Origin of the sequence: Chryseolinea sp. H1M3-3 (assembly GCF_029360725.1) — a bacterium.
GTDB lineage: Bacteria > Bacteroidota > Bacteroidia > Cytophagales > Cyclobacteriaceae > Chryseolinea.
In genome coordinates, this window is sequence record NZ_JARKMY010000010.1 from 1,013,658 (window position 1) to 1,030,431 (window position 16,774).

The 16,774-nt window shown below is 40.8% G+C and carries 16 protein-coding genes and 2 rRNA genes; 12 read left to right on the top strand and 6 right to left on the bottom strand.

The features are described from left to right. Positions 1-27: 27 nt before the first annotated feature. The 3 genes from P2W71_RS21105 to P2W71_RS21115 all read left to right on the top strand — a co-directional run bounded on the left by P2W71_RS21105 (position 28) and on the right by P2W71_RS21115 (position 2,475). Positions 28-642 (top strand): DUF4254 domain-containing protein, encoded by a 615-nt coding sequence (locus P2W71_RS21105; RefSeq protein ID WP_276373318.1) that lies wholly within the window; start codon positions 28-30, stop codon positions 640-642. A gap of 67 nt (positions 643-709) precedes the next feature. After that, positions 710-1,768, top strand: a complete 1,059-nt coding sequence (locus P2W71_RS21110; protein WP_276373319.1) for a glycosyltransferase family 9 protein — start codon at positions 710-712, stop codon at positions 1,766-1,768. Positions 1,769-1,851: 83 nt separating this feature from the next. Next, positions 1,852-2,475 carry an HAD family phosphatase gene (locus tag P2W71_RS21115; protein WP_276373320.1) on the top strand — a complete coding sequence of 208 codons (624 nt, stop codon included), beginning with the start codon at positions 1,852-1,854 and terminating at the stop codon, positions 2,473-2,475. A 75-nt stretch (positions 2,476-2,550) separates the two neighbouring features. Here P2W71_RS21115 and rocD read toward each other — a convergent pair whose 3' ends face one another. Then, a complete protein-coding gene (gene rocD, locus P2W71_RS21120; RefSeq protein ID WP_276373321.1) occupies positions 2,551-3,789 on the bottom strand; it encodes an ornithine--oxo-acid transaminase in 1,239 nt (412 codons plus the stop codon). Positions 3,790-3,930: 141 nt separating this feature from the next. Here rocD and rmuC point away from each other — a divergent pair, with 141 nt between their 5' ends. The 4 genes from rmuC to P2W71_RS21140 are packed head-to-tail and all read left to right on the top strand — an operon-like array spanning position 3,931 to position 7,573. Then, positions 3,931-5,385, top strand: coding sequence for a DNA recombination protein RmuC (gene rmuC / locus P2W71_RS21125; protein ID WP_276373322.1), 1,455 nt, complete (start codon positions 3,931-3,933; stop codon positions 5,383-5,385). Between the two features lie 40 nt (positions 5,386-5,425). After that, complete coding sequence (locus tag P2W71_RS21130; RefSeq protein ID WP_276373323.1) at positions 5,426-5,800, top strand: co-chaperone GroES family protein; 375 nt, start codon at positions 5,426-5,428, stop codon at positions 5,798-5,800. A 54-nt stretch (positions 5,801-5,854) separates the two neighbouring features. Further along, complete coding sequence (locus P2W71_RS21135) at positions 5,855-6,061, top strand: hypothetical protein (RefSeq protein ID WP_276373324.1); 207 nt, start codon at positions 5,855-5,857, stop codon at positions 6,059-6,061. Between the two features lie 54 nt (positions 6,062-6,115). Then, positions 6,116-7,573: an aminopeptidase P N-terminal domain-containing protein gene (locus P2W71_RS21140; protein WP_276373325.1), complete on the top strand. Its 1,458-nt coding sequence runs from the start codon at positions 6,116-6,118 to the stop codon at positions 7,571-7,573. Between the two features lie 94 nt (positions 7,574-7,667). Here the strand turns inward: P2W71_RS21140 and ndk are convergent, their stop codons facing one another. After that, entirely contained in the window at positions 7,668-8,087 is a 420-nt protein-coding gene (gene ndk / locus P2W71_RS21145; RefSeq protein ID WP_276373326.1) for a nucleoside-diphosphate kinase, read from the bottom strand. Positions 8,088-8,265: 178 nt separating this feature from the next. Between ndk and P2W71_RS21150 the strand changes: the two genes are divergently transcribed. From P2W71_RS21150 to P2W71_RS21170, 5 genes are read left to right on the top strand one after another with little or no spacing between them, the layout of a single operon-like run. Further along, a complete protein-coding gene (locus P2W71_RS21150; RefSeq protein WP_276373327.1) occupies positions 8,266-9,279 on the top strand; it encodes a bifunctional oligoribonuclease/PAP phosphatase NrnA in 1,014 nt (337 codons plus the stop codon). A 47-nt stretch (positions 9,280-9,326) separates the two neighbouring features. Then, positions 9,327-10,223: an FKBP-type peptidyl-prolyl cis-trans isomerase gene (locus P2W71_RS21155; RefSeq protein ID WP_276373328.1), complete on the top strand. Its 897-nt coding sequence runs from the start codon at positions 9,327-9,329 to the stop codon at positions 10,221-10,223. Positions 10,224-10,229: 6 nt separating this feature from the next. Next, positions 10,230-11,138, top strand: a complete 909-nt coding sequence (locus tag P2W71_RS21160) for an FKBP-type peptidyl-prolyl cis-trans isomerase (RefSeq protein WP_276373329.1) — start codon at positions 10,230-10,232, stop codon at positions 11,136-11,138. Between the two features lie 5 nt (positions 11,139-11,143). Further along, positions 11,144-11,734 carry an RdgB/HAM1 family non-canonical purine NTP pyrophosphatase gene (gene rdgB, locus P2W71_RS21165; RefSeq protein ID WP_276373330.1) on the top strand — a complete coding sequence of 197 codons (591 nt, stop codon included), beginning with the start codon at positions 11,144-11,146 and terminating at the stop codon, positions 11,732-11,734. Between the two features lie 31 nt (positions 11,735-11,765). Next, positions 11,766-12,380 carry a uridine kinase gene (locus tag P2W71_RS21170; RefSeq protein ID WP_276373331.1) on the top strand — a complete coding sequence of 205 codons (615 nt, stop codon included), beginning with the start codon at positions 11,766-11,768 and terminating at the stop codon, positions 12,378-12,380. Positions 12,381-12,444: 64 nt separating this feature from the next. Here the strand turns inward: P2W71_RS21170 and secDF are convergent, their stop codons facing one another. The 4 genes from secDF to P2W71_RS21190 form a co-directional block, all read right to left on the bottom strand. After that, positions 12,445-15,468: a protein translocase subunit SecDF gene (secDF, locus tag P2W71_RS21175; protein ID WP_276373332.1), complete on the bottom strand. Its 3,024-nt coding sequence runs from the start codon at positions 15,466-15,468 to the stop codon at positions 12,445-12,447. A gap of 78 nt (positions 15,469-15,546) precedes the next feature. Next, on the bottom strand, positions 15,547-15,891 hold the full coding sequence (locus P2W71_RS21180) for a hypothetical protein (protein WP_276373333.1): 345 nt from the start codon (positions 15,889-15,891) through the stop codon (positions 15,547-15,549). Between the two features lie 519 nt (positions 15,892-16,410). Then, positions 16,411-16,522 (bottom strand): 5S ribosomal RNA (gene rrf, locus P2W71_RS21185). Between the two features lie 132 nt (positions 16,523-16,654). Further along, positions 16,655-16,774 (bottom strand): 23S ribosomal RNA (locus tag P2W71_RS21190); the annotation flags it as partial.

The following is a 16,774-nucleotide window of genomic DNA, read 5'->3' on the forward strand; positions in this document are numbered from 1 at the left end:
GCTAAATTGCACTCAAAATAATAACACATGCTAGAAGCAAACGACTGCTATACAATTTTCCAGCAAAGCATTGATGATTATCATGTACATGACCATGTTGATACATTGTTACATAATCCTTATCCAACTGGTAGTTTTAATGGCTTGCTTTACGGCAAAAATTGGATAGATACCGTACAGTGGCATCTTGAAGACATTATCCGTGTGCCCACTATCGACCCCGTTGAAGCCTTGAAAATTAAAAGAAGAATTGATAAATCTAACCAAGACCGAACAGACATGGTGGAGAAACTCGATGATTTTTTCCTGGAACAGTTTAAGAACGTAAAGGCGCAACCTGGCACACGCATAAATTCTGAAACCCCTGCATGGCTATTGGATCGGATGAGCATTTTAATGCTCAAAATCTATCACATGAAACAGCAAACTGAGCGTACCGACGTAAGCCAGGAACATACTAAAACGACAAACGCAAAGCTTGCTATCTTGATGGAACAGAAAGCAGATATGCAACTTGCTTACGATGAGCTGATCGAAGACATCAAACATGGAAGAAGAAGATTTAAAGTTTACAGGCAAATGAAAATGTATAACGATGCTTCTTTGAATCCCATGTTGTACGGCACCAAATCCACATCATAGAAGGTTGATCAATGACAAGAAGTGAAAAGCGTGTTGCAGCTTTCAAATTAGACCTTTATCTTCAAACGTGGCTCTTACAAAAATTTTAGTACTTCGTTTCTCCGCGATGGGTGATGTCGTACTGCTCGTTCCGGTGATCCGTTCATTTGTTGCTGCTTATCCTGACGCAGAAGTTACTGTAGTGACGCGTCCAAAGTTCGCTTCTTTTTTTACAGATATCGAAAGGGTCGTGCCGTTTCCTGCCGACGTAGACCATACCTACAACGGCATATTCGGAATGCGAGACTTGTTCAAAAAGCTTTTGAAAAAATCGAGTTATGATGTAGTAATCGACATGCACGATCATGTTCGTACGATGATTTTGAGAAATCTTTTTAAAATATTTTTCACACGTGTTGTTGTTTTCGATAAAGGAAGAAAAGAAAAAAAGGAAGTCGCTCGTAAGGAAAACAAAATTGTAAGGCCATTACTACATACCGTTGAACGATATCGGCTGGCTTTTGAGAAGGCTGGCTTTCCATTTCAAATCCAACCCCCCCCTTACTTTCAGATAAAACAAAGCATACAAGACGAGACAAATGAATGGCTCATTAAAAACATTTCGAAAAAAAAAGAGAAATGGATAGGCATCGCACCTTTTGCCATGCATCAATCTAAAATTTGGCCGCTGGAGAATTATACTGTTGTCATAGCGCAGTTAGTAGAGAGGTTGCCTGTTAAATTTTTCTTATTTGGAGGTGGCGAAAAAGAAATAAAATTTTTTGAAAGCCTTAAGGAAAAGTTTCCCGCGCACTGCCTGATCGTGGCGGGGCAACTCAAGCTTAAACAAGAACTTGCGCTGATCGAAAAACTGGATTTGATGTTATGCGTAGACTCTTCTAACATGCACCTTGCATCGCTCATGGGCATTCCGATAATTTCCCTTTGGGGAGGCACCCATACCGATGTCGGTTTCGGTCCCTATGGAAAAGGGCCTGATAGTATTCTTCAAATCAGCCGGCAAGAACTGCCGTGCCGTCCATGCTCGGTGTATGGCCGAGAAAAATGCTATCGCGGTGATTTCGCATGTCTTACCTGGATTCAGCCGGCTTTAGTCGCCGAGAAAATTGAAAAATCAATGATGTAATTTCTTTATAGGGATGTTAATTTTTTTTCGAAGGGAATTTTTTAACTCGCGTCTTGTTTCGGTGATAGATGTACTCAACAACTATGAATAAAACGCTTGATACGATAATTTTTGACTTAGGGGCCGTGTTAATTGATTGGAACCCACGTTACCTCTACCGTAAAATTTTTAAAACTGAGGACGAGATAACATGGTTCCTCGAAAATATTTGCACCAGTGAGTGGAATGATGAACAAGATGCTGGAAGGTCGTTTACGGAAGCTACGGAATATTTAGTAGCAAAACATCCTGAATGGGAGGTACCTGTGCGCGCCTGGTATGATCGCTGGCACGAAACGATTCAGGGGCCTATTCATGACACAGTAGACATTTTAAAATCGATTAGGGAATCGAAACAGTATAAACTTTATGCGTTGACAAACTGGTCGGCGGAAACATTTCCCTGGGCGCTCAATACTTTTGATTTTCTCCATTGGTTTGAAGGCATTGTTGTATCAGGCATCGAAAAAAAGAGAAAGCCACATCCAGAATTTTACCAGATCCTTTTTGACCGCTACAAAATCAACCCGGCCAATGCATTGTTCATTGACGATAACTTAAAAAATATTGAAGCAGGAAAAAGAATCGGACTTACCACCATTCACTTTAAATCTCCTGAACAATTGCAGGAGGAGTTAAATCAATATGGAATACTGATCAAGTCGTAATACCAGTTTCTAATCCCAAGAAAAAATTGCTCCCTTGCACCGGGGTACAAAAAAGGTTGATTGATCGCGGGGAAATTATTTTGAGAATTCTAAAATGCAATTCTCAATAATGTCACAACATTCATGAATTTGATCCTCTGTAATAATCAACGGAGGGGCCAAGCGAATAATATTTCCATGGGTAGGTTTTGCAAGCAATCCGTGCTTTAAGAACTCCATGCAAATATTCCATGCTGTTTCGCTTTCCGGTGTATCGTTGATAACAATAGCGTTTAAAAGTCCCTTACCCCGCACCATGGTAATGAGATCTGTTTTTTTCTCCAGTGCTTTCATCCGGTCACGAAAGATAATTCCAAGGCGGTAGGCGTTTTCGGCCAGGTTTTCATCTTGAACAACTTGAAGGGCCTCCATACAAACCACGGCAGCCAAAGGATTGCCTCCAAAGGTTGAGCCATGTTCGCCTGGTTTTATCACAAGCATGATATCGTCGTCAGCAAGTACAAGTGAAATTGGAAGCACGCCTCCAGACAAAGCTTTTCCCAAAATCAACACATCCGGTCGTACCTGTTCATAGTCAGATGCCAATCGTTTGCCGGTACGCGCGATCCCAGTCTGAATTTCGTCCATCATCAGCAATACATTGTTTTTGCGGCATATTTCTGCTGCCGCTTTTAGATAGCCATCACCAGGAACATACACTCCGGCTTCTCCTTGGATGGGCTCAATCCATAATGCGCATACTTGTGGGTTTGCTAATGCTTCTTCTATTCCCTGGACACTATCATAATCGATGATTTCAAAGCCGGGCATAAAGGGACCAAATCCGCTACGCGCAGAACCCTCCGTGGAGGCTGAGATTATCGTTGTGGTACGTCCATGAAAATTCTGCCGTGCCGCTACAATAATTGCTTTATTATCCGGAATACCTTTTTTAGTATATCCCCATTTTCTCGCAAGTTTAATTGCCGTTTCATTAGCTTCTGCTCCACTGTTCATGAAAAGCGCCTTGTCGTAACCGAAAAGATCGCAGACATACTTCTCGGAAATCCCAAGCTTGTCATTATAAAATGCCCGGGAAGTCAGTGTCAATTCCTTTGCTTGTTCAATAAGCGCCTGGACAATCCGTGGATGACAATGCCCTTGGTTAACCGCACTATAAGCAGAAAGAAAATCGTAATAACGTTTACCTTCTACATCCCAAACAAAAACCCCTTCGCCTTTGCTGATAACCACTGGCATCGGATGATAATTATGAGCACCATACCGATCTTCCAAGTTGATCGCTTCTTGGCTGGAGGTTATTGTTCCGTACATAGATTTATGCATTTACAAAGTTAATTAAGCGCCGTGTTTTAAAAAATTAGTGTCTACATTATCATTTCGGCCAATGGCACTAACCAAAAAGATTGGGTAATAATGAATAGATTTGAAGAAATATTATATAAACATTAATAGATGACGATTATTCACATTTTTTTGATCATCGTAATTTTAATGCTGCTTTTAATTCTTTGGATAATTATAAAAGCAAAGGATAAAACTGAGTACGTTGATCTCAGAACTGAAGTGGCAAAGGTTGCCTCAGATTTATCTAAACTAGACCCATTGTTAAGAAATGAATTCTCAAGAAATCGAGAGGAGATTCAAAAGAATTCGCGGGATAGCAGAGAAGAACTTAGCAATTCGTTTCGAAACCTGGGAACGGGATTACAGACATCATTCAGAGACACAAAAGAAGATCTATCAAAATCTCTTAAATCATTTGAAGAAAGATTCAGCCTGGGCGTAAGGGAATTTAATGAACTTCAAAAACAAAAGTTTGATGATTTAATTAACAAGCAGCATCAACTAAAATCAGAAGTAGAAGTAAGACTCGATAAAATCAAAGAGACAGTTGATTCTCAATTGCAAAAAATTCAAGATCAGAATTCCAAGAAACTGGACGAAATGAGAGCTACCGTAGATGAGAAGCTACAGTCTAGCATTGAAGCCCGCTTTAATGAATCGTTTAAATTAATCAGCAACCGACTGGATCAAGTTCATCAAGGATTAGGCGAAATGCAGAAACTTGCAACCGGTGTTGGTGATCTGAAGAAAGTATTAACCAATGTAAAAACGCGGGGAGGGCTAGGTGAAATTCAATTGGGTAGTATTCTTGAAGAAATCTTTTCGCCTGAACAATACAACAAAAATTCAGTTGTAAAACCTGGCACTATGGAAAGGGTGGAGTATACTATAAAATTGCCAGGGAAAAATAATGATGCATCGCCGGTTCTTCTACCCATTGATTCCAAATTTCCCAATGAAGACTATCAAAGACTGATCGAAGCTTATGAAAATGCTGATAAGTCGAGTCAAAAGGAAATTGAAGATGCAAAAAAAATCTTTATTGGTTCAGTCAGAAAAAACGCAAAAGATATCAGGGAGAAATACATCAATCCGCCGGTTACAACAGATTTTGCAATTATGTTTGTTCCTACCGAAGGACTCTATGCGGAAATCTTGAGAACGACCGGTCTTTTTGAAACACTGCAGCGGGACTATCGCGTAACTGTAGTTGGCCCGACTAACTTAGTAGCATTTTTGAGCAGTTTACAGATGGGCTTTAGAACATTAGCTATAGAAAAAAGGTCAAGTGAAGTTTGGCAAATACTTGGCGCTGTAAAAACACAGTTTGGAGAATTTGGAAAGATTTTAGAGAAAACGAAGAAAAAGTTAATCGAGGCAACAAATGTAATAGACAATGCGGGCGTGAAGTCACGCGTCATTGAGAGAAGGTTGAAGACAGTGCAAGAATTATCTCCCGATGAGGCCGTTACTTTGCTTGGAGAACCTATTGATTTTGAAATAGAAGACAGCATTGCTAACGTATCAACTGACGAAGAAAGAGAACCGGAACTCCCCTTCTAACAGACTGAAATTAAATTAAACATGGATAAGAATCGCGACAATGAAAATAACATCAGAAAATAAACTTAAAAAACTAATTGTAGTAGGTGATCGCGTTTTAATTAAACCCACCAAACAATCCGACAAGACATCATCCGGACTTTATCTTCCCCCAGGTGTACAGGAAAAGGAAAAAATACAAAGCGGTTATGTAATAAAAGTTGGACCCGGATATCCTCTACCCTTACCCGTCGATGAAGATGATATGTGGAAAGGAAAGGATGAACAAGTAAAATACCTCCCCCTGCAGGCACAAGAAGGAGATCTGGCAATCTTTCTGCAAAAAGGCGCTATTGAGGTAATCTATGAGGATGAGAAATATTTCATCGTTCCGCAGTCATCAATATTAATGTTAGAACGTGAGGAGGAATTGTAAAGCGACATGAACCCTTTCCAAAGAATTCAAGTTAAATCTTTTTAAACATAAAAAATGGCTGGGCTTTCATTTGATGTATTGCGAACGGGGAAGAAATATGCGCTGGTTAACTTTGGCGAGAAGCATGAATTTATTATTGAGAACATTTTGGTAAATGGCGACTTCAAAGTAAAAGATCTGCTAACGTTAGAACGTTATCATTTGAAGGATCTTATTAAATACGGTAAGGGAAATGACTTTATGTTAGAAGAAATACCGTAATTATTAACCAGTTTAACGAACATTTTAAGGCGCAATTTGAAACACACCACTTGTATGAAAAGATTAATTATACTGCTGCTGTTTTTAACTCCATTCCTTGCTTATACACAGCCTTCGGAAGATTTGCCTTCTGATTTTTTAAACCAGGAATTTCACAAAGGACGCAGACAGGCTCTCCGTGATAAATTGCCTTCAAATTCCGTTGCAGTTTTTTTTGCCAACCCTACACGCAATCGCTCAAATGATGTTGACTTTGTTTACCATCAAGATCCGAACTTTTATTACCTCACTGGCTATAAAGAACCGGATGCTGTACTGCTGATTTTTAAAGACAAGCAGACGGCAAAAAACGGCGCTCAGTACGATGAGATAATTTTTGTTCAGCCCAGAAATGCCAACGCCGAAATGTGGACGGGTAGACGATTGGGTGATGAAGGTGTAAAAACGAAATTAGGATTAAATCAGGCGTTCAATAACACAGAGTTCAAAAAATACAATATCGACTTCACAAAATTTGATGCCATCTTATTTCATGATTTTAACAATGATGTGCGCGACAATCCGAAAGACTCCGCTGACTTATACAGTTTGATTGAGCAATTCAAACAGAAGGTTAATTATCCCTCAAAGGAAAGCACATTGAATGTTGCACGTGAATCAAAAAAAAACAACTTAAATACCAAAGAACTCCCGGTATTAATGGGCATGCTTCGCGGCGTAAAAACCAAAGAAGAGCTGGAACTTGTCCGCAAAGCAGTTAGCATATCTGGAATGGCCCAACGGGAAGTTATGAAAGCAATAAAACCTGGAATGTCGGAAAGAGAAATTCAAGGAATACATGAGTACATCTTTAAAAAATATGAAGCCGAGGATGTGGGTTACCCGTCCATCGTTGGTGCTGGTCATAATGGATGCATTCTCCACTACATTGAAAACTATAAGCCAACCGTTGCAAACACGGAATTAATTTTAATGGACTTAGGGGCAGAATATCATGGTTATACCGCTGACGTAACGAGAACTATACCCATTTCAGGAAAATTTTCAGTCGAGCAACGGCAGATTTATGATTTGGTTTTAAAAGCACAGGAAGAAGCCATGAAAGCTTGCAAGCCAGGAATCACAACACAAGAACTTAGTACCATTACTCGAAATGTTATCAATCGTGGATTGGTCGAATTGGGAATCATTAAAACTGAAAACGAAAAGCATCTATACTACCCGCACGGGTGCTGCCATCACATTGGGTTAGATGTACACGATCCCATTCCTCAAGGCAAGCTTCAGGAGAACATGATCATTACCGTTGAGCCTGGAATATATATTCCTGAAAATGCCAACTGCGATAAACGGTGGTGGGGCATCGCGGTGCGAATCGAAGATGACTGTCTGATCACTAAAGATGGCTTTGAATTACTGTCATCCTCAGCACCTCGCAAGGCTGAAGAGATAGAGGCACTCATGAAAGAACCCAGTGCCCTGGATGATTTTGAACTTCCGGAAATCAAGTAGTGCCATTTTCCAAGAACAAAAAAAGCCAGGTATCAGACTGACTTTTTTTCCTTTCATTTTTTTATAAAGTGCCAAAAGGCGCTAAAGATTAGATCTAGTAGCGCTCAAGATTTGAGAAAAAGAAGTTGCCTTCAATCGTAGCGTTTTCATCGCTATCAGAACCGTGTATGGCGTTTGCCTCAATAGACTTAGCAAAAAGATTGCGGATAGTTCCAGGAGCAGCTTTTGCAGGATCTGTTGCTCCAATCAGTTTTCTAAAATCTTCAACAGCATTTTCCTTCTCCAAAATCATTGGAACAATTGATCCAGAAGACATATACTTGCAAAGGTCTTTGTAAAAAGGGCGTTCCCTATGCACGGCATAAAATTCGCCAGCACGCTCAGGCGTTAGCATCGTCTTCTTTAAGGCGATAATCTTAAAGCCTGCTTCTTCAATAAGTTTGATGATAGCTCCGGTATTGGCGGCCGCCACAGCATCCGGTTTCAGCATTGTAAACGTTCTTTTTCCTGCCATATAGATTTACTTGGTTGTCCTTGTTATGGAATGGCCGCAAAAATAACATAATACTCCATAGAGTTACATGCTTAAACATTTTTTAGGAGCATTTAGCGTAATGACTTGAACTATCAAAGTTTAAGCATTGACTACACGTGAAAATTCATCATTTTTGCCACTTGCTTTTTAGTAGGGCATGGAAAATATTCAGGAATTCAAACAATACTTACAAATTTCGCGAAAAGCGGTCATCCTGACCCACTTTAAACCAGATGCAGATGCGCTTGGATCTTCGTTGGGATTAGCTCGGTATTTGAAGCAAAAGGGCCATACGGTCACCGTAATTACCCCTAGCGACTATCCTGATTTCATTTCGTGGATGCCGGGAAATAGCGATGTCTTTATTTTTACGAAGGATAAATCGGAGAAAGCTGAGGCATTAATAAATCAGGCTAATCTAATCTTTTGCCTGGATTTCTCGTCTCTTAATCGCATTAATGATTTAGGGGAAATGATTCGAAAGTCGCCCGCAAAAAAAGTATTGATCGACCACCATCTTGAGCCCGAAAAGTTTGCTGATTTCGAACAGTGGGATGATACGGCAGCATCAACCGCAGAGCTTGTTTTCAAGCTAATTGTCGATCTTGGAGACGAAGCTTTGGTGGACGGAGAAACAGCGAATTGCCTGTATGCAGGACTAATGACAGATACCGGAAGTTTCCGTCATTCAAACACCAGTCACCAGGTTTTTCAAATTGCAGCTGCGTTAGTTGCCCGGGGTGCCAATCCCTATAAAGTTTCCAAACTTATTTATGATACCAATACCATTGAACGCCTGCGTTTAATGGGCTACGTATTAAGCGAAAAATTGCAAGTACTTCCGGAATATCGCACAGCTTACATGGTGCTTAGTGCGGAAGAATTAAAGCGGTTTGGATCGCAAACAGGCGATACGGAAGGATTGGTGAACTATGGTCTTTCTATCAAAGGAATAAAACTTTCGGTTATGATTTCTGACCGCAAAGACAGCATTAAACTTTCGTTGCGATCTCTTGGCGATTTTTCCGTGAATGAAATGGCCCGGTCGCATTTTGGCGGAGGAGGACATAGAAATGCCGCAGGCGGCCAAACATCACTGACCCTGGAAGAGACCTTGAAGAAATTCCTAACCGTTTTACCGCTCTACAAAGACCAATTACAAAACGATTAAGAAGGATTACAACTTTTTAGAAATATAAACTGTCTAAACAAAATAATATGATTCGAGTTTCAAACGCGCTACTAGGAATGGCTTTACTTCTCTGTGTGGCCTGCAGTGATAAAAAAATTGAAAAAGAGACCCCTAATGGATTCAAATTTACAGTCGTAAAGGCCGGAGACGGCATTTTACCCAAGAAGGATGAGATCTTGGTATTTGATCACCTTTTGAAGGATTCTAAGGACTCCGTTTGGAATGATACACGTGTCGAAGGAATGCCTTCAGCTGTAAAAATCCAGGACAGCACAACAATGTCTCAGGAAAATGGAATTGTTCAAATGTTCAGGATGCTATCAAAAGGCGATAGTGTGCATGTTACTATGCCGGTTTCCAAATTCTTCAATAAGATGGTAGGCGCGCCCGTGCCTCCGGGAGTAGATACAACTTTAAATCTTTCCTATTCGCTACAGGTGAAGGACATCATGAATATGGAGGAATTTCAATCATTTCAGACAGAGGTCATGAAAAAGAAAAAAGACAGCCAAGTGGAAAAGGATGCCGCCATCATAACGAAATATTTGGCCGATAATAATATTGAAGCGCAACAAGATACCAGTGGATTGAGATATATTATTCATACCACGAAAGGTGGCTCTAAACCAACCGCAGAAAATTGCGTCGAAGTGAAATACGCCGGCAAATTTCTGAAGGACGGTAAGGTTTTTGACCAGGGTGACAAAGTTTCCTTTCCTTTAAACCGAGTGATTCCCGGATGGCAGTTAGGCATTCAATTACTAGGGGTCGGTGACTCTGCGACATTTTACATTCCGTCAGGATTGGCTTATGGACCACAGGGTTACCCAGGAGCCATCCCCCCAGATGCAATTTTGATATTTGATGTTGAACTCCTGGGTTTTGGAGGAGAGTTTGACGAAACGACAGGAACTTGTAAATAAAAAATTATGAACGTGATAACGAGAAGATTAGCAACAGGACTTTGTGCGGGAGTTTGTTTTATTCTCTTTTCTTGTAACGATGACCCAGACGTGCCCGATGATTTAGCGCGGTGGTATCAGGAAGTGGCGATTATTGATGGTGCATTAGCAGGAACACAGCCTGTGAAAGATCCGGAAAGCGGCATAAATATGATTATTACAAAACTTGGAACCGGACTTCCTGCACAAAAATATAACGTGGTTGATATTGACTATGTCGGGAGAAGATTTGAAGATAAAGTTGTGTTCGATCAGGGGAATACAAAGCTGGAGCTTTCTAAATATATCGTAGGGTGGCAAATTGCGTTGTCTAAGCTGCCGCAGGGATCGGAGGCTAAGTTGATAATCCCCTCATTGTATGGCTACGGAAGCATCGGCTCTGGTAGCGCAATTCCAGGAAATACCATTTTAGAATTCGACGTTAAGTTTAACAAAGCAACTTTATCTAGCACTGAAGCACAAAGACTTGGTAGTGACACGGTAGCCATCGACAATTACCTCACTGGCAAAAGTATCAATGCTATAAAAGATTCGACAGGTTTGCGTTATGTCATAACCACGCCAGGTTCGGGACCTACACCTACCTGGTACAGTCGACTGACAATGAAATACAATATTAAGTTGTTGTCTGATGATACAAAAACACTTGTGGCCCTCGAACGCCAGCCTTCAGACACGTACTATAGTCGCCCCGTTGATTACATTCAAGGACTGGTAATTGGTCTTCAAAAATTATCGGTGGGTTCAAAGGCGGTCTTTTATATTCCTTCTGGCTATGCCTTTGGGCCGGATGGAGTAACAGATCCCAATACGGGTATATCCATTCCCGCAAACTCCAATATCATTGTCGAAGTTGAACTCATTAATATTCAATAGTCTAAATGAAGCTATGCTTCGCTACAAACAATAAGCACAAGCTTGAAGAAGCAAAAGATATTGCTGGAAAAAATTTCGAGATCGTAAGCTTAGAAGAAATTAACTGCTTTGAAGAATTGCCCGAAACAAGGCCCACCCTTGAGGGCAATTCTTTACAAAAAGCAGAATATGTTTTTCAAAAATACAACGTTCCCTGCTTCGCCGATGATACCGGCCTTGAGGTAGAAGCATTGCATGGCGAGCCTGGAGTTTTTTCTGCGCGATACGCGGGTGAACATAAAAATAGCGGTGACAACATTGCGCTTTTATTGAAAAATCTAGGCAACAACCTAAACCGGAAGGCAAGGTTCCGCACCATTATTACCTTAATCGGACTTGAAGAAAAGCCACTTTATTTTGAAGGTGAGGTACCAGGCATTATCACGGCTGAGCTTCGGGGTAAATCTGGTTTTGGTTATGATCCGATTTTTATTCCAGAGGGTTATGATAAGACATATGCAGAAATGAGCCTCCAGGAAAAAAGCTTGCTTAGTCACCGTGCCATCGCTGTAAAAAAGTTAGAACAATACTTAAGGAGGCGATCAGCTCCACAATAAAGTTATTTGTATTTTGGTGCTTTAACAGCTTATGCCTGCACCTTTTACTATTGGTATTACAGGAGGGAGTGGTTCCGGAAAAACATATTTTATTCAGGCATTGTCTGCTCATTTTAAACCTGAGGACGTCTGTCTGATTTCCCAAGATCATTATTACAAACCCCGAGATACCCAACAAATTGACGAACGAGGGGTAAAGAATTTTGATTTACCCGAATCCATTGAACGCGAACAATTGCATTGCGACATTAAGAAACTAAAACAAGGCCAATCTATTTTCAAAAAAGAATACGCATTCAATAACCCTCACGCCACTCTTGGGGTATTGGAATTCAAGCCTGCTCCGCTGTTGATTGTTGAAGGCTTATTCGTTCAGTATTTTCCGGAAATAGAAAAAGAGCTGGACCTGAAAATTTTCATTGAAGCAAAAGATTATCTTAAACTTAGTCGTAGAATAAGGCGTGACAACACCGAACGCGGATATGATCTTGACGATGTTTTATACCGTTATCACCATCATGTAATGCCCATTTATGAATCTCTCATTGAGCCGTTGAAGCATAAGTCTGATTTTATCATCCCCAATAATCATCATTTTGAGACAGCACTGATGATTATTGTGCGAGCGTTAAAAACACTTCTGTGAATCTCCACAATGAGAAAAGGGGCTGATCACTCAGCCCCTTTTTTTAGTTATGATCTGCTAATGATTAAGCAATCGCTCTTTTGGGTTCAGGTTTGACGTCCGGTGTTTTTTTCGTTTGAACTTTATCAAAATCCAAAACGATAGGTGCTGCCATGAAGATAGACGAATATGTACCTACCACAACACCAACTAATAGTGCAAACGAAAATCCCCTTAATACTTCTCCGCCGAAGAACAATAGCGCAATAACCACCAGCAATACTGTCCCTGATGTTATGATGGTCCGGTTCAGCGTACTATTGATTGCGTCATTGAAAATTTTGGCTCTGTCATGCGAAGTAGCTAGTCCCAGGTATTCACGAATACGATCGAAGATGATTACGGTATCATTTATTGAGTAACCAATAACGGTAAGGATAGCCGCAATGAACACCTGATCGATTTCGAAGGAAATTCCAAAAACGCGCACGATAGCAAACGATGCAATAACAAACAAAGCATCATGTGCTAACGCCACAACGGCACCAGCACTAAATTGCCACTTCCTGAAACGAATTAGGATATACATAAAGATCGCCAACAGGGACAGGATAGTGGCTTGTAAGGAAGCTGCTTTTGTATCATCGGCAACGTTCGCTCCCACTTTGGTTGAGCTGGAGATAGTGAAGTGTTTGTCATCTACTTTAGAGTCATCCTCAACAAATGCTAAACCGGTAGATTTCTCAAGTCCTTTGATTAAGGTCGACTTAACTTTATCATCTGCCGTTTCGGCATCATCATCAATTATGTATGATGTAACCACTTTCACAATGTTATTGCCACCAAAATTCTTAACCTCTGTTCCAGCGCTCTCAAAGCTTTCAGTCAAATCTGTCTTTAATTCGGTAGCATCCACAGGATTGTTAAAGGTTACAACGTAGGCCCTGCCTCCCTTGAAGTCCACGCCATAGTTGAATCCTTGAATGGCGATTAACAATATACCAATACCAATAACGGTTCCTGAAAAGATATATGCTAGTTTTCGCTTCCCTATGAAATCGAAATTAGCTTCGGACGCCACAAAACCAGAAATGAAGGTTTTAAAATGAATATTGCTGTCGTCACCTTTTTTAGCAACCATCCAGTCGATAACCACGTGTGAAATATAAACAGCAGTGAAAAATGTCGTAGAGATACCTACCATCAATGTGATCGCAAATCCCTTAACGGCGCCTTGACCAAATAAATAAAGCATCAAAGCGGTTAGGAAGGTCGTGATATTAGAGTCAAAAATTGTCCAGAAAGAGCGTTTAAATCCAAGATCTATGGCTTCCCTAAGGCGCTTACCTGCGCGTAATTCTTCACGGATACGTTCATAGATAATAACGTTGGCATCCACCGCCATCCCCATGGTTAACACAATACCAGCAATACCGGGCAAGGTTAATGCAGCATCGAGTTGAGCAAGAATGCCTAATACAAAAAACAAGTTAAATACGAGAGAAAAGTTTGCTACTGCGCCGCCTTTTCCATAGTACCCCACCATGAAAATTACAACCAATGCCAACCCACAGACCACTGAAAACATGCCCTGGCTTCTGGCAACCTCACCTAGTGTTGGACCGATGATAGCTTCTTCCACAATTTTGGTAGGCGCTGGCAGTGATCCAGCCTTTAGAACGTTTGCCAAGTCTTTTGCTTCTTCGGGCGTAAAATTTCCAGAAATCTGGGAGTTACCATTGGGTATTTCTCCATTAACAGAGGGTGCAGAATAGACAGTATTATCTAAAACGATAGCTATTCTTCCCTTCGGGTTTTTACTAGAAGCTTCGGCTGTCCATTTTGCCCAGATGCGTGTTCCCGCGGCATTCATATTCATGCTAACGGCAGGTTGTGCTAACTCATCGAGATCACTGCGAGCTTCTGTTATTACCGTTCCATCTAACTTAGCTTTTCCATCTCTTCGGATATCTAAAAAGAACAACTCTAGCGCTTCTTTACCCAATTGGTCTTTTTCTGGTTTATTTGCCCAAAAGATCCCGACCGTTCGTGGAAGCAAACTTCTTATCTCGGGCCGTTTAAAAATACCGTTTATCTTGGCAGTATCTTTTACATCGTAACGGAAAGTACCGGGTGGTGTGCTTAAGGAAAACAGGGGAGATATGTTCAAATTCTGGAGAGAATCAAGTCCCTTCGAGGCTTCAGCTTGCGTTTTCGTTGTATCCGATGGGGCATTTGTACTATCACCCAATAGTGCCGACAAATCCTTTTGCTCAGGTTCCACATCAGTAGTGGTTGCAGCTGCGGACGGTTTCGCTTTCGCTTCTTTAACAAGGATGTCATTGATTGCTAAAAGGGAGTTATTTAAAGTATTCGGCTCAATTACATCCCAGAATTCAAGTTTTGCTACGCCTTGAAGGAGTTTACGTACCCGTTGAGGATTGTCAGCTCCGGGAATTTCAATCTGAATTCTACCAGTACCGGGTAAACGTTGGATATTCGGTTGCGAGGTTCCAAACTGGTCTAACCGATTTCTAAGAATGGTGAAGGATCTATCGATGGCATTTTCAATCTCTTCATTTACTACTTCAATAACTTTGCTGTCCTCATCATTTGAGGCGATTCGACCCTTAGTAGCGGAGTTTGCAAAAATTGAAGTAAGTCTTTTATTAGGGTTTGCGTCACGATAAGCTTTGAAGAACAGGTCACTAAAATTTCCTTGATTCCTCACTTGCTGAGTACGTGCCGTCGCCAATGCTTTTAAAAAAGCGGAATCCTGACTGTTAGCACTTAGTCCCTTGATAATGTCAATGGGTGAAATTTCCAGAGAAACGTGCATCCCACCTTGCAAGTCAAGTCCTAAACTCAGTTCATTGTCCTTGACTTCTTTGTAAGTGTACTCTGCTCCAAATAAATTGTAAACTGGAATATTCCAGATAGAATCCAGGTAATTTTGTTTTTTGGAAAGATCTACAACGCCATCCTTATTGGTCGCGTATTCAACAGCGTCTTTTGCCACGCCGTTAGAGACATAGGTAAATGAAAGGTAGTATAAGCACAGGGCTGTGATGACTACCGTTAAAACAATTATTAAGCCTTTGTTTTGCATATTGATAAATTAAAAAATCGTGTTAAAAAAAGAAGTGGACAGAATCTAATCTGTCACGAAAGGAACACTGTAAATTATCTAAGGGGCGTTGGGTGATATGGTCACCCCGAAAACAGTTCGGAAAAACTGACCCAACGGAACGGCTATCTTAAATTCCGGTATTTGAAATATGTTTTCTTCAAAAAGAATTTCGAATAAGAAAAATACATTAGGATTTAATTCAACGTGAGCCGAAGATGGTAGACTCGTTGAAGGAACTGAGAAGTGAACTTGATCATCGGAATCTGACTGATGTTGTTCAGTTTGAGGTTCTTTTTTTGATGATGCTGTTTGAGGTAAATAGAAAAGCTGCGAACATACAACACCCAGGGCCACCACTATTCCCAGGACCATTGTTATTGTACGTGTTGCTTTCCTTTTCATGAATTTTTAAACGGGAGACAAAAATAGGTATTTGATGTCTTAATTCAATGCTTTAAACCACAATCAAAATTAATATATAGCGGGGCCGAGAGGGGAAGCAGAGGTATCGGCACTACCAGCCAAAAAGTGTTTATAAAAAAAAGCCTCATTGTGGATGAGGCTTTAGAATCCGCCTTCGCTAAAGCTATGGTGGATGCGATAAAAGATAGGCAACGTCCCGATGGCTATCGGGATATTCTCCCGGGTGTTATCCCTACTAGAAAAAATTGAAAAACAAAAAAGCCTTCACGATTTCTCATGAAGGCTTTTGAATAAAAGATAGGCAACGTCCCGATGGCTATCGGGATATTCTCCCGGGTGTTATCCTAGTACCATCAGCGCTGGTGGCGATAGCTATCGGGATAACTGCTCTGTTCGGTCCCTCTCTATACTATCGGGACGATTGAGAAGGGATGATCCAGCCGTCAGTAAAATGTTAGACAAAAAAAAGCCTCATCGGTGGATGAGGCTTTAATAAAAGATAGGCAACGACTTACTCTCCCGGGTGTTATCCTAGTACCATCAGCGCTGGTGGGCTTAACTGCTCTGTTCGGAATGGGAAGAGGTGATCCCCACCGCTATAGTCACCTTAAGATCTTTAATATCTTTTGATAAATATCTTTTTACAATAATCTTTAACATGGGTGTGATGAAAGAGTAGTGTGTAGTAAATAGTGCGAGCACATAAGAGTGTTCTCGTTTTTGATATTTGAAATTGTTTTCTTTATCTGAAGCGTTCGGGTAATTAGTACTGCTCAGCTTTGACATTTCTGCCTTTACACCTGCAGCCTATCAACGTCATAGTCTCTGACGTCCCTTAATGGAAGTCTCATCTTGAGGCAAG